The 26,278-nt window shown below is 42.2% G+C and carries 35 protein-coding genes; 23 read left to right on the forward strand and 12 right to left on the reverse strand.

Annotated elements, in window-relative coordinates; translation table 11 throughout:
• The 6 genes from C9J47_RS10410 to C9J47_RS10435 form a co-directional block, all read right to left on the reverse strand.
• The coding region (locus C9J47_RS10410; RefSeq protein ID WP_146150843.1) for a hypothetical protein at positions 1-254 on the reverse strand (254 nt) is incomplete at its 3' end.
• A gap of 71 nt (positions 255-325) precedes the next feature.
• Positions 326-559 (reverse strand): major coat protein, encoded by a 234-nt coding sequence (locus C9J47_RS10415; protein WP_107253477.1) that lies wholly within the window; start codon positions 557-559, stop codon positions 326-328.
• Between the two features lie 144 nt (positions 560-703).
• On the reverse strand, positions 704-802 hold the full coding sequence (locus tag C9J47_RS27590; RefSeq protein WP_107253478.1) for a tail virion protein G7P-2: 99 nt from the start codon (positions 800-802) through the stop codon (positions 704-706).
• Between the two features lie 3 nt (positions 803-805).
• On the reverse strand, positions 806-1,135 hold the full coding sequence (locus tag C9J47_RS10425) for a hypothetical protein (protein WP_107253479.1): 330 nt from the start codon (positions 1,133-1,135) through the stop codon (positions 806-808).
• A gap of 32 nt (positions 1,136-1,167) precedes the next feature.
• Positions 1,168-3,264: a replication endonuclease gene (locus C9J47_RS10430; RefSeq protein WP_245903424.1), complete on the reverse strand. Its 2,097-nt coding sequence runs from the start codon at positions 3,262-3,264 to the stop codon at positions 1,168-1,170.
• Complete coding sequence (locus tag C9J47_RS10435; RefSeq protein ID WP_107253480.1) at positions 3,261-3,485, reverse strand: hypothetical protein; 225 nt, start codon at positions 3,483-3,485, stop codon at positions 3,261-3,263. The genes C9J47_RS10430 and C9J47_RS10435 overlap by 4 nt, the downstream gene beginning before the upstream one ends.
• A gap of 120 nt (positions 3,486-3,605) precedes the next feature.
• Between C9J47_RS10435 and C9J47_RS10440 the strand changes: the two genes are divergently transcribed.
• A complete protein-coding gene (locus C9J47_RS10440) occupies positions 3,606-3,962 on the forward strand; it encodes a DUF3693 domain-containing protein (protein WP_107253481.1) in 357 nt (118 codons plus the stop codon).
• A 17-nt stretch (positions 3,963-3,979) separates the two neighbouring features.
• On the opposite strand, the gene C9J47_RS10445 is transcribed toward C9J47_RS10440, so the two are convergent.
• Positions 3,980-4,243: a transcriptional regulator gene (locus tag C9J47_RS10445; RefSeq protein ID WP_107253482.1), complete on the reverse strand. Its 264-nt coding sequence runs from the start codon at positions 4,241-4,243 to the stop codon at positions 3,980-3,982.
• A gap of 144 nt (positions 4,244-4,387) precedes the next feature.
• Between C9J47_RS10445 and C9J47_RS27065 the strand changes: the two genes are divergently transcribed.
• From C9J47_RS27065 to C9J47_RS10535, 22 genes are all read left to right on the forward strand, one after another.
• Positions 4,388-4,564: a hypothetical protein gene (locus C9J47_RS27065; RefSeq protein WP_170107488.1), complete on the forward strand. Its 177-nt coding sequence runs from the start codon at positions 4,388-4,390 to the stop codon at positions 4,562-4,564.
• Complete coding sequence (locus C9J47_RS10450; protein WP_107253483.1) at positions 4,561-4,770, forward strand: hypothetical protein; 210 nt, start codon at positions 4,561-4,563, stop codon at positions 4,768-4,770. The genes C9J47_RS27065 and C9J47_RS10450 overlap by 4 nt, the downstream gene beginning before the upstream one ends.
• Positions 4,767-4,961 (forward strand): hypothetical protein, encoded by a 195-nt coding sequence (locus tag C9J47_RS10455; protein WP_107253484.1) that lies wholly within the window; start codon positions 4,767-4,769, stop codon positions 4,959-4,961. Before C9J47_RS10450 ends, C9J47_RS10455 begins: the two co-directional genes overlap by 4 nt.
• The gene (locus tag C9J47_RS10460; RefSeq protein WP_107253485.1) at positions 4,958-5,242 is read left to right on the forward strand and encodes a hypothetical protein; all 285 of its coding nucleotides are present in this window, start codon (positions 4,958-4,960) and stop codon (positions 5,240-5,242) included. The genes C9J47_RS10455 and C9J47_RS10460 overlap by 4 nt, the downstream gene beginning before the upstream one ends.
• On the forward strand, positions 5,242-5,409 hold the full coding sequence (locus C9J47_RS27070) for a hypothetical protein (RefSeq protein ID WP_170107489.1): 168 nt from the start codon (positions 5,242-5,244) through the stop codon (positions 5,407-5,409). Before C9J47_RS10460 ends, C9J47_RS27070 begins: the two co-directional genes overlap by 1 nt.
• The gene (locus C9J47_RS10465; RefSeq protein WP_107253486.1) at positions 5,396-7,558 is read left to right on the forward strand and encodes a hypothetical protein; all 2,163 of its coding nucleotides are present in this window, start codon (positions 5,396-5,398) and stop codon (positions 7,556-7,558) included. Before C9J47_RS27070 ends, C9J47_RS10465 begins: the two co-directional genes overlap by 14 nt.
• 15 nt (positions 7,559-7,573) lie before the next feature.
• On the forward strand, positions 7,574-7,750 hold the full coding sequence (locus tag C9J47_RS27075; protein WP_170107490.1) for a hypothetical protein: 177 nt from the start codon (positions 7,574-7,576) through the stop codon (positions 7,748-7,750).
• Positions 7,743-8,234: a hypothetical protein gene (locus C9J47_RS10470; protein WP_107253487.1), complete on the forward strand. Its 492-nt coding sequence runs from the start codon at positions 7,743-7,745 to the stop codon at positions 8,232-8,234. The genes C9J47_RS27075 and C9J47_RS10470 overlap by 8 nt, the downstream gene beginning before the upstream one ends.
• A gap of 24 nt (positions 8,235-8,258) precedes the next feature.
• Positions 8,259-8,732, forward strand: a complete 474-nt coding sequence (locus tag C9J47_RS10475; protein ID WP_107253488.1) for a hypothetical protein — start codon at positions 8,259-8,261, stop codon at positions 8,730-8,732.
• Between the two features lie 59 nt (positions 8,733-8,791).
• On the forward strand, positions 8,792-9,394 hold the full coding sequence (locus tag C9J47_RS10480) for an ATPase (protein WP_107253881.1): 603 nt from the start codon (positions 8,792-8,794) through the stop codon (positions 9,392-9,394).
• 183 nt (positions 9,395-9,577) lie between these two features.
• Positions 9,578-10,195, forward strand: a complete 618-nt coding sequence (locus C9J47_RS10485; protein ID WP_107253489.1) for a hypothetical protein — start codon at positions 9,578-9,580, stop codon at positions 10,193-10,195.
• Positions 10,196-10,817: 622 nt separating this feature from the next.
• On the forward strand, positions 10,818-11,651 hold the full coding sequence (locus C9J47_RS10490) for a major capsid protein P2 (protein ID WP_107253490.1): 834 nt from the start codon (positions 10,818-10,820) through the stop codon (positions 11,649-11,651).
• A gap of 9 nt (positions 11,652-11,660) precedes the next feature.
• Positions 11,661-11,933, forward strand: a complete 273-nt coding sequence (locus C9J47_RS10495; RefSeq protein WP_107253491.1) for a hypothetical protein — start codon at positions 11,661-11,663, stop codon at positions 11,931-11,933.
• Positions 11,934-12,083 (forward strand): hypothetical protein, encoded by a 150-nt coding sequence (locus tag C9J47_RS27080; protein WP_170107491.1) that lies wholly within the window; start codon positions 11,934-11,936, stop codon positions 12,081-12,083. It begins immediately after the preceding gene.
• Positions 12,080-12,289: a hypothetical protein gene (locus tag C9J47_RS10500; protein ID WP_107253492.1), complete on the forward strand. Its 210-nt coding sequence runs from the start codon at positions 12,080-12,082 to the stop codon at positions 12,287-12,289. Before C9J47_RS27080 ends, C9J47_RS10500 begins: the two co-directional genes overlap by 4 nt.
• Positions 12,289-12,699 (forward strand): hypothetical protein, encoded by a 411-nt coding sequence (locus C9J47_RS10505; protein WP_107253493.1) that lies wholly within the window; start codon positions 12,289-12,291, stop codon positions 12,697-12,699. Before C9J47_RS10500 ends, C9J47_RS10505 begins: the two co-directional genes overlap by 1 nt.
• A complete protein-coding gene (locus C9J47_RS10510) occupies positions 12,699-13,211 on the forward strand; it encodes a chemotaxis protein (protein WP_107253494.1) in 513 nt (170 codons plus the stop codon). Before C9J47_RS10505 ends, C9J47_RS10510 begins: the two co-directional genes overlap by 1 nt.
• Entirely contained in the window at positions 13,211-13,915 is a 705-nt protein-coding gene (locus C9J47_RS10515) for a hypothetical protein (RefSeq protein ID WP_107253495.1), read from the forward strand. Before C9J47_RS10510 ends, C9J47_RS10515 begins: the two co-directional genes overlap by 1 nt.
• Positions 13,912-15,012, forward strand: a complete 1,101-nt coding sequence (locus C9J47_RS10520) for a hypothetical protein (protein WP_107253496.1) — start codon at positions 13,912-13,914, stop codon at positions 15,010-15,012. The genes C9J47_RS10515 and C9J47_RS10520 overlap by 4 nt, the downstream gene beginning before the upstream one ends.
• Positions 15,012-15,566 (forward strand): virion protein, encoded by a 555-nt coding sequence (locus C9J47_RS10525; protein ID WP_211321737.1) that lies wholly within the window; start codon positions 15,012-15,014, stop codon positions 15,564-15,566. Before C9J47_RS10520 ends, C9J47_RS10525 begins: the two co-directional genes overlap by 1 nt.
• Before the next feature lie 88 nt (positions 15,567-15,654).
• Complete coding sequence (locus C9J47_RS10530) at positions 15,655-15,852, forward strand: hypothetical protein (protein ID WP_107253497.1); 198 nt, start codon at positions 15,655-15,657, stop codon at positions 15,850-15,852.
• A gap of 211 nt (positions 15,853-16,063) precedes the next feature.
• The gene (locus C9J47_RS10535; protein ID WP_107253498.1) at positions 16,064-16,942 is read left to right on the forward strand and encodes a hypothetical protein; all 879 of its coding nucleotides are present in this window, start codon (positions 16,064-16,066) and stop codon (positions 16,940-16,942) included.
• 34 nt (positions 16,943-16,976) lie between these two features.
• On the opposite strand, the gene C9J47_RS10540 is transcribed toward C9J47_RS10535, so the two are convergent.
• From C9J47_RS10540 to C9J47_RS10560, 5 genes are all read right to left on the reverse strand, one after another.
• Positions 16,977-17,669: a hypothetical protein gene (locus tag C9J47_RS10540; RefSeq protein ID WP_107253499.1), complete on the reverse strand. Its 693-nt coding sequence runs from the start codon at positions 17,667-17,669 to the stop codon at positions 16,977-16,979.
• A 95-nt stretch (positions 17,670-17,764) separates the two neighbouring features.
• Positions 17,765-18,217, reverse strand: a complete 453-nt coding sequence (locus C9J47_RS10545) for a phage protein (RefSeq protein WP_107253500.1) — start codon at positions 18,215-18,217, stop codon at positions 17,765-17,767.
• A 1,214-nt stretch (positions 18,218-19,431) separates the two neighbouring features.
• Positions 19,432-22,878 (reverse strand): DEAD/DEAH box helicase, encoded by a 3,447-nt coding sequence (locus C9J47_RS10550; protein WP_107253501.1) that lies wholly within the window; start codon positions 22,876-22,878, stop codon positions 19,432-19,434.
• A gap of 143 nt (positions 22,879-23,021) precedes the next feature.
• Positions 23,022-24,935: a GmrSD restriction endonuclease domain-containing protein gene (locus C9J47_RS10555; protein WP_107253502.1), complete on the reverse strand. Its 1,914-nt coding sequence runs from the start codon at positions 24,933-24,935 to the stop codon at positions 23,022-23,024.
• Positions 24,925-26,268 carry a DUF262 domain-containing protein gene (locus C9J47_RS10560; protein ID WP_107253503.1) on the reverse strand — a complete coding sequence of 448 codons (1,344 nt, stop codon included), beginning with the start codon at positions 26,266-26,268 and terminating at the stop codon, positions 24,925-24,927. The genes C9J47_RS10555 and C9J47_RS10560 overlap by 11 nt, the downstream gene beginning before the upstream one ends.
• Positions 26,269-26,278 lie beyond the last annotated feature (10 nt).

Genomic DNA, 26,278 nt, shown 5'->3' on the forward strand with positions numbered 1-26,278 from the left:
CCCTTAGCAGCGAACCACTTATTAGGGTCATTTGAAGAAGAAAACTTCCAACTAAAAACATTACTTCCTTGACTCCAAGAAACCATTTTCGAATTAGCACGCTCATAAGAACCACTATTCAAACATTCAGCAAGTGAAGCCTTAGTACCAGTTGAACCACAATAAAGACTGGCTGGATAGGTTAAAACATAAATATCAGCTGCAGAAGAATAGAAAGGAATCAACACCAATAATAAAAATAAATACCGTTTCATATATTGCGCTCATAAAAAAGGGCGACCGAAGCCGCCCATGATGTAAATAACAAAGGGGTATCGTTATTCGATTAAACAGCTCGATTAACAAATTTCTTGAATAGCTTGATACCGATAAACGCGCCCGTTACCGACAGAATGACAGGCCATGTGTAGCCTTCATATTCAGTCACTTGAGCACCGACAGCAGTAAAGGCCGCCGCCGCGCCATTGCCTTCAGCAAACGAAGAGCCAGACACAACCATCAGACCAGCTGCAATCAATTTATTTTGGTGAACAGTTAACGCATTTTTTAATGTAGACATAGTATTGTTCTCATTATTGAGGGTTTGAAATAAGAAACACTTACCCCGTGTAAGTGGTTTCAATGAATTTTTTGTACGCTAGAATCGAGAACCCAAAACACCAACCTAAACCCCAAGCCCCGAACAGATAGGCAACAATTTCAATCATCGTTGACCACCTTTAATCGCACCAAGGGCGAAGCAAATGACCAGACCCACGCAGAACAGAATCTTTGTAATGTCTTCGGGATTTAAGTCAGTCATGGGTTAGCCTTGTTGTGTTGGTTTGCTTTCAAGTGACGGAACAGCCAACAAGTGCCAGCCTGAAAAGCTCACGTGTTTACCGCCATCACCTGCAAAAGATCGTTCTACGTGTTGGATCTTAAACTCGACTTTCTTATCGATAATTTTCTGTAAATCCGAACCACCGCCCATTGAATCCCACACATCAGGGGACACACGACAATCAACCACCTCGGAGGGGTTAAACAGTTGCAGTTTCACTGTGCCAGAGTCGCGGGATTCACCCGTTTTCTCATTGGTATTCGTTTTCTTTTCGATATCGTCAGAATCGTTGATGCGTCCTTTGATAATCATTTGAGTTCTCCAATTTTTAAAAGGGGGGACAGTTATTGACACAAGTCCAAGGATGAATCGAAATAACCTACGTCATGGGCTGCGCCCACGAACGCAGGCCATTGCGACTCATCAAAAGCAAAAGCCGTAAGCTCATCGACACGTTGTAAATATTGTTGGTACTGGTCGTATTGCTCATCAGCCATACGTTGGTATTCTCCCTCGCGTTCTAGCACCTCGAAGATGTCAGTGACACCCGTCATGATGCGTTTGGTTCCACGAAGGAATTTTTCTTTGTTTTCGGTTTTCCATTGACGGCCACGCGTCGCAAGATAGGCAGCTTTGAAGACCACACCAATCACACGAGTGTTGGCATCATCGCCATAGCGGGTTTTAGAGGTTAGGGTGGTTGTATGCTCCTCGCCAAACTCATCAATCAGCTTTTCCATGATGGTAGGCACTTGATAAACAGGCTTAACGGTTTGGTCATTACGACGTACGAACACACCGCCCATCGCAAGACAGAAGGCTTCCCAATCCGATGAATCAGCCGCACGACGGACATTTTCAAGAGTGAGCCATTCACCCTTATCAAGGCGATTAAACACAGCATCATCCTCTTTCAAATCTTGACGAATTCGACGAAGTTCACGCCAAACGGTAACGGATGGACCACCAATAAATTGAAACTGACGGATGCGATTAACACGCGCCCAAGTAACAACACGCTCAGCGGCTTCTGTACCTTCAAGCGTGGTTGAACGGTCAGAATCGATATGTTTACCATCGATATTTTTAGACAGGTACTTGGCGACGTAGCCAACCGCAGAGCCTTTTGACCAATCGATTTTTTCAGATGTGAAACGGTATTTCTTTGCGCCTTTTTCATTCGGTGAATCCTTCATTGCTTCTTTTTTAAAGAGGCTTGTCACCGTGGATTCATGACGCTTTTCCATGAAGAACAACAGATGCCAGTGAGGACAACCGTCGGCATGAGGCTCAACAACACGCAAGCCGTAAACTTTAATCTCAGCTTTATCGAGTGCCTTGCGAAAATCAGCAAACATCGACGTCATATAATCATGTGCGTCTTGGGTTGTTGGGCAGTCTGCGTCTAACCATTTCTGATTAACTTTGTTACTGGCCACAGAGTGAAAGCGGCTAGGGCATGTGGGTGTATAGAACATCCCAACATGATCATTCGCTTGTGCAATACTCTCGAACCCCTTCAAACGGACAAACATTTCAGCACGTCGAATTTCAGGGTTAGAAATAGATTTTCCCGCCAACTCATTCAGCGTGAACCAGTTAGATTCGTCATCCGCATCATAAGCAATGGTGTTTTGCATCATGGATAAGTTGTCTTGGTCACGAACGCGACGACGTTGGAGCGAAAAGTTTGAGCAGTAAGACTGACCATGCTTATGAACAATTGTTAAATCACGGGCAACACGTTCAATTTCTAACGCACTGCGTTGACGTAAAGCACGACGCCACCAAAGCTCATTGGTTGCGCGGTTAATCAAACTTTGTAACTCGTTATCTTTTTCCTTTTGTTCAACCAGCTCATCACGAAACGCCAAACCGTAATCAGCCAGAATGTTACGTGCGACTTCAAAAGCAGCTTGTGTGTCATCAATGGCCGCAACCTTACGCATGACATGTGCAGACTTGGCTTTTGCAAACTCACATAATTCTTCATCGGTTGAGGTGTAACGAAATTCCATTTTTGTCAGACGTTCGTTAGCGGATTCAACAGCACGAACGGCATCAAGGTAATCAATTTTTTTCGTCATGTTGATGAAGGCACGTGTCATCACCGGTGCAAATTCTCGATGTGACTTACACGCATCAAATGCACGAACAACCCAACTTTTTTCAGGAACGAAAAACGTCTTCTTTGAATGGTCATCAAAACGCGGGACTAAGTGAGGCTGGGGCGCGGCATAGAATGGATTGATACCAAACTCATCATTAAAGATGGACGCGACCACGTTGTAACACTCTGGCATTACCGCCTGAGTTGAACCAGACTTAAAGTGACAAGGTAACTTTAGTTCTAATGCTGATTTTTCTGCCAGTTCGTTACGCGTGAACCAGTTCGATTTCTCTTGCTGCTCAGCTTGAAGGACAACATCAGGCGACATCATGATTGAGCATCCTGACCAACAGACTGAACAACGCCAGACCAGAATGAAAGCGAGCGACCATCAGCAATTTGAGTTGCCAAGTCAGTAATCTCGAAAACTTCTTTGTTTGAGTAAGCCTTGGCTTGTAAATACTTGGGAGCATACGCAGCGGTAACAACAACAATTTCTCGACCGTTATCAAAGAAACGAACACCGTCATTAAGTTGAATGTTGATAGCCATATGTAACTCCAAATACTTACCAGTCCTGATTTACCGATACTGTAGTCCTGATGAATCGATACCTCAAGACACGATTTTTGGATACTAATGGTCTAAACTAGGAAAAAAAGGAGCAATGCAATGTATGCAAATCAACTGTTAGATGCCTATAAACAAGCTAAAAGCTATGTGCAAGACAAACAAATTGCGCATGATTTGGGTATTAGTAAGCAGAAGATGAGTAATATTAGAAGTGGAGCTAGGCAACTCACTGATAATGAAGCTATTTTTCTAGCTGAAAATTCAAACATTGATGTGCACGAAGCATTGATCTTTCTTGCGGCTGATAAAGCTAAGACTCATAAAGCCCAGCAGATATGGCAGGACATCACGGCAAAGTTAAGTAGCCAAGGATTTCAGCGCCTAAGCCTTGGTATTACTGGATTTATGGCGTTTGGGATTGGTGTCCGCCAGTACGCATTATGTATAGCGTGGTAAATCATGCTGAAAGCCCTTTAATTAGGGCTTATTACTCGTAAAGCGTTGACTAGGCGGGGGTTTTCATATTTATCTTCCAACAAATTGTGAACGACTTTGTGATCTTCTAGTTCTAAAAGGTCAGCAATAGCAAAAGCTATGTCCCAATCCATCGAATTTTTCTTACATCTCCAGTTACTAACTCTAGCACCTGTGACATTTAATTTTTTGGCAAGCTGGTAATCGGAGGTCAAGTTATATCTAGCCTTGACCATATCGAGCAATTCAATTGTATATGTCATGCAAATACCGTGTTTTAGCCATAAGTTGTTAAATAATAGGCGATCAAAATGTCATTTCCTATAGTAAGGGGCATCTTGATATCAAGATTAAACTTACTAATATGAACCCGTACACATTAACTTGCTTTGTATGGGGATACGGACATGACACCACTAGAACATATCAAACAGTTACAAACGGAATTGAAGCAACATCGCATTAATAAACCAATTAAGAAAAAACTAAATTTCATACCGCTTGGGTGTAGTGATTACCGCTATAGCCGTACTTTTCAAGTTCAAGCACGTCGCGCAACTATCGCGAAAGGTGGTGCATTATGAACATGACAACCAAAGAAACGAAATTCTATTCTCTTTGCATGGCTATTTCTGCAATAAAGCACAATAAACGTGAATCTGAAAAACATCTTAAGAAATTTAAACAAACAGGCAATGACGAATATATACAACGGGTAACTAAAACGCTTGAGAATGATGAACTCGTTATCGAAACATTAGAAGCAATGTTGTCGGAGGTGTGGAAATGAGCACATCCGTTGAATGGTATTCCAATGCAGGTGCAACAGTTAACAAAACGTTGCCTTTCACCCCTGAATCTAATTTCTATCGTGCGGTTTCACAGTGCGTTAATTTTGCAGGTAATGAGCCATCATATCTGCGTTCTGTTATGGCAATTATTCCGGTTGATGATAAACGCCGTTTAGTGGTGATGTCATGAATACTCAAAGAATCCCTAAGCAAGTGACTAAAGCCCCTTCGGGGGCGGCGGTTTCTTCTATGCCATTGCACGAAGTTGCGATCCCAGTAGATAAATCAATCACCGCACAGTACATGGCTGACCATGCTTATCGTGAATGTAAGCGTTCTCTAATGATTGCGCGTCAAAATCGTCTTAATGGCGATCATGAAGATGTCGCGTTTTTCTTGAATGATGCTGCTGAGTTTCGTCGCATCTATCAGGCTTTTGCTAACGCCGTTGATGTTATGGGTGGCTTGTAATGAACAGCACCCTTTATCAACTTTTGAAAAATGACATTCGAGCCAGCATTGCGCTGGCGCGAAGTTATCGATTGGCGGGCGAACGCCGCACCGCCATTCAGTTTATGGCCTATATCAAAGAGACTCGAAAGGAATTAACGGAGGTGATTGCTAATGTTGCCGCCTAACGATGTTCTCTATGTGGCTGGCGCTGTTCAGCCAGTCGATATTACTAAAAGCAATCAAGCCGCCTTCGAGAGCGGTTTTTTAGGATTCAATTTTTGTGGTCCACGACCTCAAGAAGTTACACCGCAACAGTTTTGGAATTTAAATCGCGTTAACCGAGATACTGATTTTATTGCCAATAAACAAAAAGCGTATGCTGCTTCTTTGCCTAACTATAACGCTAAACATCTCCGCGAAGCGGCGGCACGAAGTGACGAAAACAATAGGCTTGTCCAAGGGCGCAAAAGTCCGACACACCCACAACAAGCCCAATTAGATAAGATTCTGCGACAAGAACGCAAGCTACAGCGCGGTGATACGGTTCTATCCAGTACCGAGGCTTTCTACAATCAAGACACGTTATACACGATTACAGAAGATGGAAACAAAGCACGCGTCTTAGCGCCTAAAGGCAAGTCGAAGATTACCGAGCCAAAAATCAACCCAAATTCAATCAGGTTGATGAATCGTGAATGGTCTGGTCAATATAAAATCCAATATCACACTCAAACACCGTCAAGTTCTGCACCCGATCCACAAGAGGGTGATCGCTTTACTGAAAGTCTGACTAAGCGTGCTGTGAGCAAAATTTTTGAATCGGGTGCTTATGTTGCAACATGCTGCGGTGGATTTACCACGTTCTTAACCCTGACCTTTACCAAAGAACAACGAAATAAATTATTTGGCGGAATGGTTGATGGTGACGCTGCGCCATATTGCACCCTGCCTAAACCACCGCTTCCAGCCAGTAAAACTCGTGGTTCACGCTCAATGTTACGTGGTCGTCCACAACTGAAATGCACTGATGGAGCCAATACCCCGATAAACATAAAACGAAACATGGCGAAACCGATTAATCATATTGCAGGGCCGTATTGTTACATTGATATGTGTGCCGATGACCCTGCGCTAACCGTCGATATTAATGATGATGGCTTGGTTAAAGTGATGAACGAAAACGGTGATATTGCAGGGTCATACTCGCCATTATTTGCTAAGCCAGAAAAAGTATTCACATTAACGAAAACCGCGGAAACAACCATAGGCAAAGAGGTTTCTCGTTTTCTTGATAGCGCTAAAAAGATGTATCACCGTGGTTGGATAGCAAATCACACCGTAGAGGTTGATCTGGAAAGTGGTGCGGAATATTGCAAACTAAAAGACAAGTCGGTGGCTGGTCATAGTAAACCAAGTGAATTTGGTCCTACTCAAGACCCTGCCGACTTTCATTACATTTGGGTGGCTGAATGTCCTGCGAATGAGAACGGTGAGCCCAACCCACATGTTCATGTTTTACTTAATTGGTTAGTGCCTAAGCCGTTATTTTCAGCCTGGTCAAAACGTATTGAAAAAATATGGGGTAATGGCATGGCTAACTTACAACGTATTAAACAGCCCAAAGCTGCCGGAACTTACCTAATTAAAGCCGTTGGTTATGCGGCCAAAGGTGAAAACGCCGACCAAGGGTTAATTAAAGGGAATCGTTACAATATTGCCCAATGTAGCCGCGCCCCCGCGTGGGTATGTGTTGACAGTTTTGAAGCGGGAAATATGGCAGCCATTATCAAAGAATGTGGTTACAAGTTAGAGCAATGGCGCAAACCGCTAGACCGTAGCTTGAGGCGACTTAATAAGCAGTTAGACCAAACCGTCAAGGCGAAAGCGATAGCCAAACAAGCCCAAAAGCCACAAGACGTGATCCACAAATTAACAGGCCGCATTATTCGGCTTGAGCACCAACAAAAAGCGGTTCGGAGCCAAATAAAAAGTCGTGAAGTACATGCCTCCACTAAGAACATTTTCAGTTTGTCATTTGATGGAAAAAAAGCAGAAGAAAAGGTGTGGGATTTTCTGCTCTGGGCGGCGGGTGCACGGGGCTGGTCAATGGAATCTAAATCTGATGATGATGCTTATCGCCAAACCGTCAATGAAGCCAAACAGTTTGCCCGTATTGAATACGCCAACAAGTACGAACGATTCAAAGAGAAACGCGCTTATTGGCAAAGCGTCCTAAGTGACCCATTAGTGCCAAATGAAATCGATAACGAGGCGGAGTTAGCCAAATCTATGCTAATCCGCGAACAGTATGAAATCCACGTATTAGCTGCATAGAGGAAACCGTAAACCATGGATGAATTGAAAGTAATCACGCTAGAACTGGAAAACGAAGTGAAAAAAGCTAAAGGCAACATGTTTGCCTCAAAGCTGATTGCGCCACTGCGTTTGGTGTTGGTTTGGATGAATGGCGTTAATCAGAAATTGGCTGAATTAGAACAGCGTAGTGGAGGGCATTTCAATGGATAACAACGGATGGCCGACACGCGCCTCAACTAATCCGACCGTTGGCGGTCAACGCTGTGAATGTGGTGATGTGCGTACCTTGCACCGTTCGCGGGGTAAACGTGCAAAGTTCCTATATTCAATGTGCGATAAATGCGGCACCGACCAACGCACCGGTGATCCGGTTCAACGTGTATTTAATCAATTCCATGTAACCAACACGGAGCTAATCGCCAGTGAGCAAGCGCAACCCGAAGAATCAATCATCATTGAAGAAACATCGCCAACATCAACAGACACAAGCGGTGAAGTCGGAGGCAATAAAAGCCCAATCGTTAAGCCAGAAAAGCCAGCAACTACCTGCCTTGCAGAGCAAACCAGCAGCCGAACCACAACCGATAATCAAACCGAAAAAGAACCGCAACAAAAGCGTATTGGTTGGGGTGCTGTGCTTTGCGGCATTGTCCTTGGCGGGCTTACTGGCGGTGCAATCGTTAAATTCAACTAACCCAATCAACCTATAGGAAACAACATGGAACTAGAAGAACCAATCAAGCCAGAAGAAGCCGAACAGATTGAACACCATTCAGAAGAAGATGAAAAACGGTTTACCAATAGCTTCAATGATGATGTCGATTTTGACCCAACACAAACCGACGTTAAAGCAAAAGAAGAACCCGAAACCATGTCCATTGAAGCGGCTGCGGGCATCGTATTCATGGGTTTAATGGCGGCAGAATCAACACTTAAAATGGCGGTACATAAAGACTTTAAATTTGATGCCGACCAAGCCGAAAACGTAGCCTATAAGGTTGCGCCCTTGATTGTGAAGTACGGCGGTAAACCGCCACCATGGTTAGAACCGTATATGGACGAAATCATGGCATTGTTTGCGATTGGTTTATTAGGGTTCAGCAGCATGATGCAAGTCAGGCAGTTAAAGCTAGAAGACATAAAATCGAAGGCGGCAGCGAATGACGATGATAATGAAAAGGTGGCCGCGTGAAACTCCAACCTGTTAACCAAAACAATACGCTAGATAATCATCATGCGTATGCGGTTGGCATGTCTGGCTGCGGGAAAACCTCCGCAGCCAAAAAGCTGTTTGTTAAGGCAACCGACCAAGTACTTATCTTTGATCCTCTTAACGACTACCAAGGCAAGCTTGCGGGGCGTGTCGTTCGTAGCTATTCCAACCTGCGTGACTTTGCTATTGCCGTCATTGCTGGTCGTAAAACCAAGCAAGGGTTTAAGATTGCGTATTATCCGAAACGAGAAACCACCGAAGAAGATTTTGACCGTTTCTGCTCAATTGCATGGGGTGTCGGTGATGGTAAACATGCCAAACCGATAAAGGTGATTTGTGAAGAAGTTGCCGAGCATAGCCACACTACAGGCAAAGCAACGGGCTATCATGGCAAGTTATTGAGGCTAGGGCGGAAATACAACATTCACACCATCAACATGTTTCAACGTGGTCAGGAAGTATCAAAGACGATCATTGATAACTGTCAGTATGCGTGTGTGATGATGCAAAAAGCCGATGACAGTGCGCATTATATTCAACGTAAAACAGGGATACCTGCGAGTGAAATTATTCCTTTAGTGAAACTTGAGTACATCTTGCAGGATGGGAAGGCGTGGACGAAGGGCGTGATTTGTTGGTAAAAATGTTAGTTTTTTTGTTTAGCCATAATTTACACTGACAAATCTAGCCGATGATCTCGTTCCATAATTTAATTTCCTTTATAATCGATAGTTATTAATTACACTGTGTGGTTTTGATGTGAAATTCAAATGTTATTTACACCAATAGATATTCATCAAAACCACATCATAATGGAAATAAAAATGAAACACCTAAGAAACGTATTTATTACTCTTGTTGTTATTCTATTTTCAACAGCAGCAACAGCAGCAACAGCAAAATGGCTAACTACTGATAATACAGATGCTATTACAGGAGAACGGACGGTCAGTGCTTTTTATTATCAATACAAGTTAGAGAAAAATATCGGTATTAGATGTGATGTAAATGGAGGAGATAAAGACATAATGCTGACATTTGATACGGATTCGGCATTAGCTACTCCCCGTTCTAATGTGGAGGTTTTCATCAAGGTGGATGATAACGCTCCTGTAAAGTTAAGTGGTAGTTTATACACAAACTCATACCGTTCTGGCTATGTAAATGATTCTACTAAAAATAACCTTAGTAAGATTTTTGCTCAAATGATTGCTGGCAACAATGCTTATATAAAAATCCAAAATGATAGGAGATCAGAAGTTGTTAATTTTAAAGTTAACCTATCTGGTTTTACATCAAAATCTAAGAAAGCTCTTTCAGCATGTGATTTTAATCCGAAGAGTAAATCTATGACTAAAGATGATAAAGATAGATTAGTTAAAATTGATGCTGAAATACGTAAGCTACAAACTGAAAAAACAACCATTAAAGCTAAATACTAATTATTTATATACCAACTTTAATTTGGAATTTAACCTAATATCTGTTCTATGTACCGTGAAAAAAGGTCTGCTAATAGCAGACCTTTTTTGTAATCTCGCTTAAGGAAAGATAGCCTTATATTATGTTGTTTCCCTTTTAAACTTGCGAGACATCTCCACACTTTTTAAACCTAGATTAAATCACCTAAATTTTCGTGTTACTAATACTCTTAGGCGTTAATTGAGGGTACGAGATGTATGGTATTAGAATTGAGTTTGAGCCTTGCCCAGAGTGCGGGCAAGAGGAAGACTTTTACGTTGATGAGGAGCGAGAAATCGTTACATGTATTTGTGGTGAGATTGTAGTTGAACCTGTTCTGCATTAAATTTTGTGCGTTAAACCAAATTCTTTAAATCCCGTAAACCTATAGGTTCGCGGGCTTTTTTCTGTTTGCCTTAAAACCGAATCACCTGTTTTCCTATTGGCTCTTAACCACGTTTATACAGAGAGCTAATAAACATGAATGCAAAAACTAAAGGGTATGCAGTCACAGCAGTGATTGCACTGCTTGTCGCTGCTGGCGTTGTCTGGGCATCAAATAATGTTGATGCCGTTGAAGACCAAATCGGCTAAGGGGTAAGCATGGAATTGTTAAGCACAAACTTCGCTCCACGCCCTAAAGAACTTGATCCGATTGAAGGTGTAGGTTGGGGCAATCGTGCTTCACTGCGCATGGTTTCGGGTCCCACTTATCACAGCATCGAATTGGTGACGGATATTACCGATCCAAAAGACATTGAACGCGTTGAAGTGTCTTTGAATGGTTCTGCTAAATACAGTATTTCAGGCGAAACACTGGTTGCACTGCAAGCCCACCGTAAAAACTACGCTCAAGAAGGTCGTTATACCATTTCATTTGGTGATGCGACGCTGCGTACCAAGATTGGTGTTCGTCAAACTGACCTCGTTACCTTAGCGGGTGAAATTTGGTTTATTCACATCACACTCAAAGCCAAAGATTCGTCAGTAAAAGCACCATCAATGCGTGCCCGCGCCCATGTGCTGCCAGCACAAGCCGAACGCTATTACATGCCGCGCTTGTATGAATTGACTTGGTTTGCTGCCGCATCAGGGCGTACGCCTTTCGACTTTTCAGAGCGTAGCGCTGGCTTAAACCTCAAACGTATCCACTTCAAAGATGATTCCATTCAACGTGTTCGTGTTATTCGTGATACCTACGAAGAAATGAACATCACCAAAGATGACAACGCTTACGATCTTGCTCAATCGAAGAAAGAGCAAACAGTGGGTTGGTTTAGTCTCGACTTTATCCGTTACGGCTTTGGTGCTGATGGCATGTTAAACACTGCCGCCCGTAGCCAATTGTGCTTCGAGCTGGATAAAAACGCAGTCGGCAGTATTCCGGTGATTGTTGAAGCGGTTGAACAGGTCAAGCCATTGCCGAACGCGGCATAAGGGGACGCCATGAGTTTAATGGATAGCTGGGGCGAAAGCCTCGGCGGTATCACCGATTCTATTTTCAATGGCGGTGAAAGTTTGGTTAATGCTTGGTTTGATAGTGAAGCCGAGAAAGTCGCATCAGCCGCACCCGAAGAAAACCGCCCAAAACAAGAGCAAGCCCAACAGCCAACGGGTCAACCGATAGCGTACGCACCAATGAACAACAACATGTTGATGATTGGCGGCGGTGTTGTGGTCTTGATGATGTTCATGATGCTAATGATGCGAGGTAAGTAAATGCCACTTCTATTTTGGCCGTTATTCGCGGGCAGTATCGGCTTTGCGGGCGGATTGTTTAGCGGTGAAGCCTTTGCCCGAACGTTTAAGATTTTGCTCTTTGTTGTTATGGGGCTTTGGTTAGCCAATATCATGGGGGTGATGAAATGATCCCCGGTCTAGGTGCATCGGCAGGCGGTTCAATGCCAATCAGTGCGGGCGGTGGTGCGGCGGGTCCATCAACCGCAACGTCTGAATCCAACATGGGTTTCAAGGTGGGTGCCATCAACATGGGTGGCGGCAATACGTTATCCAATTGGCTTCCTGTCTTATTAGCCTTGATGGCGGTCTGGTTCTTAGTGAAAAAGGTGGGCTAATGCGCTTACAACTGATGCGACCGAACCGCGCTGATATTCACAGTCAATTTTTGTTATTGCGTCCAGCGTTTGATCGCGTCCAGAACGCTAAAACAGAATTTGAATTTTGTTGTGATGCAGTGAAAAACAAACACGCCAGCTTGTACCACTTAAAAAGCAAAGGTGTGTCGGTTCGGTTTGTTGGAATGGTAACGGCAGAGAATGACTACCTGATTTTAGCCATGACAGGGCGCGGGCTGACACATGCCGCGCCAACCATCATTGAGGCCGTCAAATCACAAGGCTACCGCTCGATTAAGTACCACACAGTGCGCCAAGGCATGAAACGTATTTTACAACGCTTTGGTTTTTCTATTTTAGACACGACAACACATGACACCGTGTTGTCACTCAGTTTGGAGGGTTCGTAATGGGTGGCGGCGGCAGTAGCTCCAGTAAGAACACCACAGAAAGTACCAATACCAGTGGTCAGAATGCCATTCAAGGTGACAATTTAGGTGTCACCATTGCGGGCGTTAATGACTCAAACATTGATGTCACCATGACTGACCACGGCGCAATGGAACGCGCCGCAGAGTTAGGCGAATTAGCCTTAACCAGCAACGTAAAAGCGTTGGGGATTGCGGCCAATTTAGGCAGTGATGCCATTGATGCGAATAAAGACATTGCCAGCGATGCGATCGCACTCAGCCGTGATACCACCAAACTGGTGAGCAATTCCCACAGTGAAAACTTGCAGTACGTGGCAGGGCTAGCGGGTAATCAAGCCAAGCAAAACACCGATAACCTTGAAACCCTCAAAGAGCTAGCAGAAATGAAAATCGACGGCGGGCAAGTGGCAACCTCAAAGCAGATGACCATTGTAATTTCAGTGATCGCGTTCTTGTTGGTTGTGGCGTTTGTGATGCGAGGTAAGAAGTAATGAGCTTTAAACAATTCATGCAACCGCGTCAACGTAACCAATTTCAGATTATTGGTGAATTTCTGTATGTCGAAGCCTGTAACAATAAGGTTTTATTGCAAACAGAACGCGGTGAATACCGATTACAGCAAGGCGCTCAAATCATTGATGACAACCTCAGTGGGTTAGTGTCCATTGAGAACTTGGGTGAAGCGGGCAACGTTGAAATTCTGTATGGCTTTGGGCGATATGTACCACCAACGGATGGCAAGTCTGTGACCGTGTCACAAATGCCGCCCGTTCAAGTATCTGAATTACCCGCCATGCAACTGGCTGAAAATCAGCAGGTTGCCGTTTCAGCCTTGCCTGCAATGGTGTTAGCTGCGAATCAACAAGTTGTTATATCTGAATTGCCCAAGGTGCAATTAGAAACAGGGCAAAGAGTAAATATTTACGCCACTAACCCCGTATTAACCAAACCCGTTGGCGGTGCATCCGTTGAAACGTCGCTATTAACCATCGCCAGCGGGCAAGCGGTATTAGATGCTAATTCATTACGTTGTCACGTTTTGTTAAAAGCCAGTTTAACTAATGTGGGCGTTGTCACCATTGGTAATGGCTTCACATTATCACCAGGGGAAAAGCAGCGAATAGACAGCTTTGGCGGTTTGAGCTTTTCGGGTACTGACAACGACACAATAGAAATCATTGAGGTGATTCGATGACAGAGAAAACATTAAGCCAGCGTTTACCCGTTGGCGATCCACGTAACAAAGTAGAGTTTCTTGCTGATGAGTTTGAGAAAACAGCCGCCGACCTTTACGCACTGATTGATGGTTTAAGCTCTGGTTCGCAGCCAGCCGCCGTTAACTTACTGGCTAACTCACAGTTCAATGAAAATATGGAGCTTGAACCTAACTACCGTCAGTTAATTGCCGAAGCAGGTAAAACGCTCGATTTATCCCGTACCATTGGAAACGGTCGCTGTTCGATGATGGTTGCACCAGATTGGGCAGTTGAAGTACCCACCGAAAGCAATAGCGTGTCAGGGTTTAAAATTGATGGGCTGTCTGATGGCTATTACGAGGCATACCCAGACATAGATAAGGAAAGCGGAGTGCTGTCTTACTATTCGCCTAACTTTACGCTTTATCAGGTTGTATCCGTTCCTTATAACGGTAGTGCTCATCAAGCCTTGAAAGGACGAGTTTCTATGTCTGGCGTTGCCGGACAAACGGTCACTATCGGTATTGCGCGTTTATGGCATGACTACGAAGGCAAGCTAAAACTGAGTCAGCGTATGGGGGAAAAGGTTTATACCTTTACTGAGTCTGACCCATGGCTGCCAATCACCATTGAAACCGAAACCGTGGGCTGTAAACGTTATGGTGATGCCGGAACATTAGCCTTGTATATCAAGGTAGAAGGTGCGCAGTCTGGGCGAATTTATAACGCCCACCTTTGGCACACCGATAAGCATGGCGATAACCCCGCAATTTTTGCTAACTCCCACCATGGAGATGCTTACCGCCGTTCATTTGGCTGGCGAAACCAAATCAGCAGTAATGCTGAAGTTGTCACGCCTAACGTGGTGAAGTTCAATTTCAAACGACACTTGCCGTATATTTTCGCCCCCGAACAGCATGTGATTGTAGAGAGTCGAATGAAGCCAAGCGCCCAAGTGACAGCGATTGAACCGAATTCCATCACGCTGACATTTAGTCCCGAAGACTTTGCAAGCCAAGTTAATAGTGGCGGTAATTTTTACGGAATGATTGGAATGCAATATTCCGCCATGCCCGTTGGTATAGGTTTTTATTAATGCGTGGGGTCTTGGGTTTAACCGTCCTTTGTGGGCTGTTTATATGGCTAAGACAGAAAAGCATTGCCACCAATCAGGGTGGCAATAGCAGTCCGATTAATGATTTTTGGTGGTCAGATTTACTCGATAATTCAGGAACACTTAACGACATGACAACAGGCTCAACGGTTCGCGGTATCCGTAATAAAAATCCGTTAAACATCGAATACAACAAGCGTAATAACTGGCTAGGCCAACAAGGCACAGACGGGCGTTTCTGTATTTTCTCTGATAACAAATACGGTTTTCGAGCGGGTGCACGTGTACTAAGAAGCTACCAGCGACGCGGTATCAATACCATTCACAGCATCGTGCATACCTTTGCCCCAAGCCATGAAAACGAAACCGACCATTACGCCAATATGGTCAGTGAATGGATGGGTATCAGTAAACATGCGCCGATTGATGTCAGCAACGATCATGTAGCGGCGAACATCATCAAAGCGATGGCGAGAATGGAGGTCGGGCACAGCTACCCAATCAACACAGTATTAGACGGGGTGAAACTGGCATGAATCCAACCGTAAAAAGCATTGGTATCAGCGTTGTCGGTGTCGTGATTGGCGCGTACACCCTAAAGTTTCTACGTAAAAAAGGATGGTTATGATCGACTTTAAACAGAAAAGTACGCAAACAGGTTTAGTACTTATCGCCAGCGTTGCCACAGGTATCTTAACAGGCAACACAGAACTAGCCGATGTGACTATCGGTGAATCAGGAGTTCAAGCGTCGGGCGCAATTCCAGCCGTAGCCGCCATGCTAATTGGCTTATGGGACACGTTCAGAAAAGAGAAGAAATAGGGGATTTGGATGGAGTTATATCAAACAGTGTTAGTCGCTGCGGCTACTGGTTTTTGTTCGGCATTTGGAACTGGAATTGCAATGAAGACAGATATTACATGGATAAAGAAGTGTCTTGAATCACATGAATCCAGAATTTTACTTTTGGAAAAAAAATAGTAACAACAATAATTTAAATGTAAAATACCAAAAAAAATCATAGGTGAAATGTATGAATAGTAAGGCGTTTGAGGTTGTAGCAAAAATAGTTGCCACTCATGGTCTAGCAGTGTTTTTGGTTATTTTTTACACTTTAATTATCTATCCAGAAAGTCAACAAGAACGTTCTGCATGGATTCAAGAGATAACTAAAGTAAGAATGTTAGTAGATCCAGTTTCCAGACCGCTAAATACAATACAAGCAGATGCGATTTCAAAAATTGCAATAGACCAGTTTATTGCAAGGCTAAGATCATCATTTAATGATGATCTTAGTAGTTTTAGTGGTCTTAGTCGTCTTAGTAGTAGAATGAGCACGTTACAAAAAAGCACTCGTGATATTTTGAATGGGGTTCATGATGAAAATGATGTAACTAAAGAGAAAAAGAACAGTGCTTATTTTAATACCAATAAATACGAAATACTTAACAATTCGCAGAAATCAGATTTCTTCTCTTTTTATCAAAAAGTTTTTACAGAGGTTAACACTTTAGTTGAGCAAGAAAAAACGGAGAAAATGAAGTCATATAGAAGGTTATTTATACAAGAGGTGCAAAATAACGAATCTATCGTTATTCAATTAGAAAGGCTTCGATTAGATAATGGAACTTTAGAATCAATCTGGCGTGCATCACTAAAAATTGCACAACAAGAGTGGTTTAAATCTATCAACGGTAAAGTTACACGTGGCAACTATATCGAAGTTCAATATTTTTTAAAGGAAGTATCCACTTTCCCATATTTTAATGAATGGAAACGTGAAAATAGAGAAAGTGTTGACTTACTTTTAGGAGTCCAAGAGTTTAGTAATTATTCTGATTTTGAAAACTTAAACAATTTACTTCAAGTTGAAATGGCAAAAAAAATTAACTCATCTGCTTTCAATATTTAAAAAGAGGCCCGCAACTGCGGTGCGGGCTTATTGTTTAATTAATAGGAACAGTTCCCCAAACTATACTCACATCACTATAAAGTGCGCCTACGAGTTGGGTAGTACCGTTATCATCCACCGTAAATGCAGCCCCGTCGTAATCCCCGTTATAGCTTGCAGGGCTACAAGCTGTTGCCGTCATTGAAACCTTGAAGTAATGGTCATTCTTGGTCAACGTACCGGAAAAAGTACACATGCCATTAATCGTAATATTACCCGCTGAATCAATGTCCCATGTTGAACCATCATCTGTATTAGTGTGTGTACCGATTAACTGATTAAGAGACAAACTATCAGGCTGTTTCACGAAAGTATGAACAAATGACTGACTATCAATGGTTGTCATTGCGCTGGCTGTATTGCCATTGAATGTCAGCGATGCTGTTTGTGATGAATCGTAAAAGCTAACACTATTAGACCAAAGGTGAACGCCTTTAAGATCTAATGTGTCATTATTTAATGTAGCCGTATCGAATAAATACAGATTATTACTTGAATCAGCAGCAAGTACGCCATGAGTAATCTCGGTATCAATAATCATCACGGCATCATCTGATTTATAGATACCATTGGGTTGAATTGATGGAGTCGGGGAGATCGCAGTGTTTCCTGTGGCTTGTGAATCAGACGAACCGCCGCCACATGCTGATAATAACGCTACCGAAACGGCAATAACTAAATTTCTCATTCATAATCCCTTATATGTACAAAACTAAGGTGAGGATGATAGCCATAAAACAAGAGGCATATTAAGTTGAATGTGGATTCTTTGGGTTCACTTAACTATTTGATTTTGCGTTTCTTGTAGTGTTTCTTTTTCTCTTTGGCGACTGTCTCAGATTCCGGTTGATTAATGCGGCGACCACCACGAAATGGCAGCGGCGTAACCACATTGGTTCGCACTGGAATATAGTCCAGCTCATACAGTCGTTTTAGCGCATGAAACTCGTCACAGCGAACAGCCCATGAATCCAGTTCTTTAGGGCCAAATTGGCGACCTTCGGGAGTGATAATAATGCAGCGATACTCATCAATACGAAAACCACGCCAACGGGTATCATCGGGTAAATAGCCACGGGCGCGGATGATAAGTAGCTTTTCAGCCATCGGATTTACATCAACTTTACCAGCCAACCAACGTTTGACGGTCACGGGTTTTACATGAAACCATGCGGCAGCTTGGGAAATTGAGTCAAAATGTCTCCAAAAAAGTTTGACGAACGATTCGTGCAACATGATATACCTCGCAAAATTTATTCTTATTAGAAAGTTATTTTCGATTGATAGACACATGATTGATTGGTGGTAGCGATTAAAAATCCATTTTAACCAACACCACGAAAATAACGACATAACCATGGTTTTCATTCTGCCGATAACGTAACGAGTTCATTGATGGTTTAAAACCAAAGAAAGTTAATTTAACTAACTGTTTCCAAAGGTTTAAATAGCCTTATCAATAAAAGTTTCGTTAGTGACGCATCAATATCAAAAATGACCTTTTAAATGTTAAATTTGGCCCCGTCAGTGCGCATTATGTATATTATGTTAAATTCCGGTCGGGGCACCATAACTTCATGGGTGTGAAGTCTACTCTGTTATATCAATAGCTTATAAATCACCAAAACGCATTGGCAAAATGAATCTTGTGTGTCTACTATAACTTCATTGAACATAATTGTATTTACCATAAAATAGGTAATTAGCACCTTACTTTAAGGTACTGCTGCAAATGGTCAGTTTGCATTGTCCTTCAAGTTCGGTACTCATTACCAAGAGCTACAAAGATCAAAATCTGCAAGCACATTGCTTCGCTGCTGCTGTAGATTTCACACAGCACACGATCAAAAACGGCAAGCAATTGACTCAACAGTCGTTGCTTGCGTTATTTTTCAGGTGTTCGCTTCATCGACATGTGGCCGAACGATTTACGCGATGTTCTGGTATTTGTTCAGTATCTGATTCAGCTCTACCGCACGAATCGGATTCGATTTGGTCGTGCTGCATAGCGTTGGCCGTTAATGCGATAATTGAAATGTTGAATTGGCGCTGACATAAAATCCGCGTGGTGCGCTTGTAAGTCATCCAACACTGGCAAGCCATCAACACGATATCAATATGCCCACGCTTTTCTAACTAAGCCCAATTGGATTGGTGTTGCTGTTGCCAGCAAGATACTCAACGAACGTCACGCGGTGTCTTTGACAATATGGTATCGAGGGTTTGTGTACTTTCAAGTGCTTCAGGAGGCGTTGTTTCAGTCGAAGCTTGTATTTGTTCAGTTTAATCCTAAGTTGAGTCTCTATATTTTTGACGTATGGATAGAAACCCTGATGGCGAGAGAAAAATCAGATTAGCTAAAACAGATAATAATCACTTATTCTTAGAGTATTCTGCTTACATTCTGCAATCAAAATACTCTAAGTAATGTGTTGTTATTTAAAGAATAATCACCACACACTACTGAAATTAGAACAACTTGGATCTACGCATGCTTCAGGAGTATTAACTGTATTCATTAAGTGTTCTTCCAGTAATAACGGCGTATTAGCTCTGATCTCATCCATGCTATTATAGATTGTCATACCATCACGAATAAGCTGGCTTGAACAAGCTTCGTGACACCAATCCTCATAGTTACCAACAATGAATAAATGGTGCTTTGCTCGTGTAACGGCAACATTAATCAAGTTAGGTTTGCTGTTTGCCCACTTGATCCCACCAGTGGTTCCCCTAGCCTTCGATGCGGCTAAACAGAAGATAACAACAGATGCTTCTTTGCCTTGGAAAGTATGAACGGTGCCGATGTTATCTTTTGTAAAATCACTGACTTCCCCCCCTTCTTTACCACCGAGTTGAGCCGCTTGCTGCATCCATTGTTTGTTCGAAGACTGTTTGTATAAAGATTTCCAGTTAGTCTGAAGTTCATTCTTCATGTGAGTAAAAGGTGTAATTAGGTAAATACCACCTTTTGCCATATCGGGTTGATGCTCAACAAGATAACGCATCAATTCAAAGGCGGAATCGGCCTCGGTATGGTTATTGTAACGTTGCCGTTTAATAGAATCTTTACTCTCAACCACGTTAAACCAGCCTGAAGAGACCGATTTCCACTTGTAAGGCACTGTAGCGATAACCATTTTATTATCGTAGGCAATACTATTAGCAATAGAGAACATAGGGTCTGTACAGCGGCGGTGAACTAACAAAGGAAGCCCAACCTGTCGTTGGCCTATTAACGCTTTTATTGGCCCGGCTCTATCGGCTAATAACTGAGCTGAAGATTCGCTAACAAGGAAGCAGTCACCCCACGAGGTTTCACCATCTTTGTTGGATATAGCAATAAAATCAGATGCAATACCTCTGTCAATTTCGCCTTGGACTGGAACCACAGGTTCAAGCTGAATAGGATCCCCAACAACCATAGCCTGTTTGCAGCGCTGAAGTAACCCAACGACATGATAGTTAACTGACTGTCCTGCCTCATCGAACATTGCTAAGCCTATCGTTGCTTTCTTTTGCATCAAGCGGAATTGGCTTTCTACTGATGATAGCGATGTTGACATTACTGGATACAGAAGAAATAACAGCCCCCACAATGTTTCATGGTTAGGGGTATTTTCATGACTTTGATATTTACCGTTGATGAGCTGTGGTAGCAATTTGAAAGTATCATGATGCTCAGCTGCATTTAGCTTTATCATTGCCTCGTTAACACGCAAGGCCGCAACGAAAAGCTCACTTCTGAGCTGATTGATCCCCTTACTGCCAATTGGTGATAATTGTTGGATACGGGCTTCAGCATCATGCTCTTCTTCATTACCTTGTAACTCAAATGCAGCCTTAGAAATTAAATGGCTACATGGATCTATTCCCCACTTATCAAAACGACTTGAGTTTAAATCTTCTAGCGCATCACTATGGTTATCAAGCAAACCGTTAAAAGCATCCTTTGCATCTTTATACTCAGCTTCTAACTCATGTTTCCAAAGCTCTGACTTCCACCAAACCTGTGCTAATTTTTGTAAAGCATTGAGGGATTCTAGCCAGAGCTTTTCATCTAACTGGCACCATTTTTCGACGAACTCTTCAACTAATAGTTCATCATCAGCTACTTTTTCAAGTGCTTCACTCAAGGGTGCTAAAAATCCCATATGTGTTTTTAAGAACTTTTGACTGGACGCAATACCTTGAATAAAAGCAGCAATGTTCCCTGTTGTTTTTAATTCTCCAAAGTAGTCGTTAAGCAGGCTCTGAGCTTCATCCTGAGATTTTCCTTTCAGCTGATACACCAAAGGAGACAAACCAAGGTAGTTACTTAACCCTTTAAGGTATCGTAATAACTTATTTAACCTATTGTCACAAAATGCTTTTCTATTACTACTGTTTCCTAGTACGGCACAGAACATACCCCATTCATCGCTTTGCGATTGATGGCGGAAGTAACCGATATCATCGCGATATGATTCATGAATTTTACCTAGAGCTGGTAATTCCATTGATATGTTTTCGACCGCTTTGTTGTTACTAGATGCAACAACAATTGAAGCATCTAGAACAGCTTCCAGCGCCCTATCAGATGCCAACCAATCCTTTTCTGAAGACTCAGTTTCAAGCAATCTAATGGTTCTAGTAACAAATCGGTCAGCAATAATATCTTTGAGTAATGTCGTTTTACCAGTACCGGGAGGCCCATTAACTGCAACGATAGGATTATCAATTTTCTTTGTTGCTAAGTTTACAGCGCAAGATTGCAATAGACTCAAGCCATAATCAGGATTCTCAGGCCAGCGACCTTTAAAGAAGCCTCTTGTCATCTTATAGTAACTATCAACGTCTTCTCTCGCAGAGCCAAGCATCACTTGGTTATCATTACCGAGTAAATATTGGTAAAGCGCTGGAGACAATGCATTCTTGGCAGATGTCTTACCTATTTGTTCCGCAATATGATTCAAATCATCGGCAAAAAATGGGCCTAATTGATTTTGCTCGTTCCCATCAGGGTAATAACAAAAGCGCCAACGAAATGTAGTGATATCTTCTAAGTGAGGTTTAATCTTGCTAGGGTTTATCGATTCATCGTACTTATCTTGCTTGTTTACTTCTACAGCCTTAGCATACTTCTCCATGAATTCTCGTGATTCATGGGTTGGCCAAAACTCTCTTGCAATACAGCGATTTATTTCAATGATTGCCAACTTTAACTGTTCTGTAGTCAGAGGCTCTGCCGCATTAGTTTCAGGATCTTTTTTCCCCGAAAGATGTTTATTTAGCAGCTGATCAATTGATTCAAAACAGGTATCGACCCAATCAGTTAAAGTCATATTGGCAGGCACTGAAGACCTGCATCGTCGATAAATAGTACGGATAGTTGCAAGGTTAACGACTTTGTCTTGATCTTCTTCGGAAAGTTGCCAAGTTAGGTATTTCTCACCTGTAGACTCATGAGTATTTAATGTTGGAATTAAAGCGACCCCCAGTAAATAGCTTTTAGGAGTTACCGTATTAGGGTGTAAAGGCTTACCGTTTTCGCCATCCTCATTTTTGAACAAATATCCGGCACGATGGCACTGAAACATCACAAACAGTTTGCTGTCTTTCTTAATCGCAGGAAATGGTTGTTCATCATCCAACCACTTTTTATCAAAATCATCAGCAGGTTCGCTAACAATGCCTTTCTTGAAATCATAAGGGCATTCTGGAATATCAAATAACTCAAAATCCAACCAGTAATCCAGTACAGAGAGTATTTGAAAATCAGTTAACAACGATTGCCTATTCGATGTGAATTGCTGTACAACGCCCCTATTACTACTTGCTGCTTCTGACTTGTTACTCGAATGCTCAGATTGACGGCCAAACAATGTTTTTACTAATGCTTTCAGAGAGAAGCGCATCCCTGTTCCTTCTTTTGTGACTAATGTTTGAACGCCAACCTAAGGTGTACGAACTCACGAATAGAAATAACCTTAATATATCGATTATTTCAAAAAGTTCATTTTATATCAATAATTTAAAGCCATATCTTCATCGTATATGCTTATACAAAACGTGTGCTAAGCTCTTTAATCATCATAGTTTCATGATCTGCGATGTTTTTAAGCCCCTCTTCGCTCCCTACTCCCCATTGGTCATAGCTCATCATGAAAATCTGTTTAAGGCTCTCGACGGTTGTTGCTTTCTCATAATGCTCTTTCTTTGCTGTCGGCAAATAGTTACTTAATTTAGAGTTGTTATGGCGACTTATCAGGCAAAGATTACCAAAACTATCCACACCGATTGGCAACTCATCAGATTTATTTATTGGTTCACTCCCCAGTGGGTTCTGTGGGAAGTAATGTTCAACTGATGTTCTAAAAGAAAAGCTGAATCCTGCAACACGCTTGCGTATGTAATCCATGTTTACACCAGAGAACGACTTACCTTGCTTGAGCTGTTTCCAAAGCTTGTAATCAAGTCGATTAAAAATAAAGTTCTGAACTCCAGTACCTTGATTTAAATATGTACGATCAAGCTCTACCTTGTGTAAGTCAACATCAGCAAACGTTAGATCTAAATAATCAGTATGTTCAGCATTATTGGCTAGTTGTCCGAATCGCCCAAAGAAGAATCGGTCACTTAACTTTTCTAAGAACGCCGTATACTCAGAGGAGTCAACATCGCCACTTTCTGTCGAATTTGCATAAAGATAGTGTAATGAAGCATTAAGCCAATGCTTATAGACAAGAGTAGGAAAAGACACATGAAACATGGAAAGTAACATGATCAGTTGCTGGTTACGTTCTTCTGAAGCACTGTTGGTATAACTAAAAGTACGCTTATTACGTTCATAAAGTGTCAGCGTCTTTAAACTCCAGTCTTCATCGTTTTCTCGCTTGATGATGTAGCGGTCGAACAACATGCGACACTTGAGCAAATCGAGAGCGAATTGGCGAGCATTAGGTTTCTCTTCCGCAAAGGTATCCAGAAGTCGTTTATCATCTAGTGGAATGTCTTTTTTCAGTGTTACACGCAGCACATGAAGCAAGAAGTTTGAGAAATTGATAACAGAGCCAAAAGTCCCCGCTTCTTCGTTAACATCATGAGTAGATACCTTCTTGGCGTGGTACTGAGGTGCTCCGATGATATCTGCCATGGTTCTTACTTGCTTATTGGTACTCTCTACTTTCACTTGCTGGCACAGAACCTCAAAGCTCTGAGGGATGTGATTCCAATTTGAACCAAACACATGACTTCTGACCTTAGAATTAATCCCTAATTGAACATAGCGATTCATTTCAGAGCAAGCATCCCATACGCTTGCGAATGCATTTCGCTCATCATCATTGGTTAGCTCTGACATCAATCGTGCTTTAAGCACTTCATGCTTTTCGAGCTGTTCACCACGGTTATTCATGATCTCAAAGTAGTGATTCAAATCTGTATCTTCAGGAACAATCACCCGTAGAATTCTCACGTTATTCAGCAAGTAATCACTGAACTGTGCAATATCCTTTATATGGTTAGACAGGAAGCGTTTTGAAATTTCATAAGCAGACCGAATGTTGGCTTCTTCAAGCTCATCGCCTCGGCGATTCGGTTCATTAAAAAGCTTCCGTAACGTTTGAACGGATTTAGGGCGACTATCAAAACCAAGGTTCAACTTATGAATATCAGGCAGCGTTGTCGAAAACTCATTCTTTAACACAGATAGAATAATGCTTAACGTAGTATGGCGCTGCTGACCATCGATAGTCTCGTATTGATTAGCATCGCGCTTATAGGCGACTAGGCTACCAATATAGTACGTACTCTGTCCTTTACCTTTTGAAGCGATATCCCACACATCTTGAAGGAGTTGTTCGACTTCAGATTCCCCCCATGCGTAATTACGCTGATAGATTGGGATAATATAGTCATCTTGTTGGAATAACTCCGCAACTGAAAGCTCTAGAACGCTTTGATTACTGTCCATTTTGTATATACCCCAATGTTTTAAATTTTCCGACTAATCCATCAATTTTTGTTCCTTTAATATCGGACTCTTGTATTGGTTCAACGGTAAAAGATAAAACCTCATGAGGATGAAGTGCTTTCTTTATTATATTGAATATTCCTTGCTTTCCCATTGCTGGATTATCTATCGATTCAATTACAACGCGGTGCTGTACTAACCGAATACGATAACTCCAAACGAAACATAACAATGCCGCTTTTTCTAATTCAGCATCACCAAATTTGTCATAATAGAAAAGCACAGCACAATAAAAGAGATTTCGGACATAGTGGTCACCTACTCGATTACGCCCTTTGTAGGTAGTGATAGTTTTCAATATTTCTGCTAGTTCAGGCTTTTCATCAATGAACAGGTTCTGGTAGGTCTTTGTATAGTGTTCAATGTATTCGAAGAATCTCTTGCCGTTGAGCATGGTTTGATCAACCAAAAATGGGTACAACATCGTCTGCTGATCCCACTGGCGCACACGGTCTGAGTTGTACTCCTCAACCATGTAGTCCATAGCTCTTAAAGGTTCAGCATAACGATACGTTGCCGAGCTTAAGTTAACGCCTTTGAATACATCAATGTTATTACGGCTAAAGTATTTGCCTTGTTCGCCTTCAGACCAACGTCTCAGCCTGAAAAGAACATCGCTCATGATCATTTGTAAACTAGGCGTTTTGTTATCAGGGCTAACACCACTTTCCCAACTATCAACACACGCTAATCTTTCTTGCTCAGTATTAACGGCCATTTCACGTAGATGGAAGGCTTTAAGAAGGTCGTAAGGTGCGAGAGCTTTACCACGGGCATTTTGTGAATCGAAGAATTGGAATGCTTCACTCAAGTCATCAAGTTTTACACTTATTAACTCGCACTTATGCAATAGAAATTCGACTAACTCTTCGCGATCGACTTCACTGAGTTGCTTAAGTCGGCTTTGAATAATGGCTGCATTATGCTGCAAGTTTTTGATTGTGGTCGGTGAGTCAAAGTTATGCTCAAGTAATGTAGGGTTACAGACACGATTTTTGTCTATTAAGTTACAGAGTAACGTTAAAGTCAGTAAACGCTGTTGCCCATCAACAATTGAGAGTTGTTGAAAAGGTTGTGATTGGTTTGCTTGCTCTTCATGAATGACCACCGTGCCAAGACGGTAACTGCTTTTATTACGATGACGTAGTACATCATCGAGTAGTTGATTTACATGTCTTGCGTGCCACTTATAAGGGCGCTGATAATCTGGAATAGTTAAAGGGAGTTCCAGTATTGATTTAACGGAGAGGACTTGCTTCTCAATGATTGCCATTTAACTTAAA

The sequence above is a fragment of the Photobacterium indicum genome (genome assembly GCF_003026215.1).
GTDB classification, from domain to species: Bacteria; Pseudomonadota; Gammaproteobacteria; order Enterobacterales; family Vibrionaceae; genus Photobacterium; species Photobacterium indicum.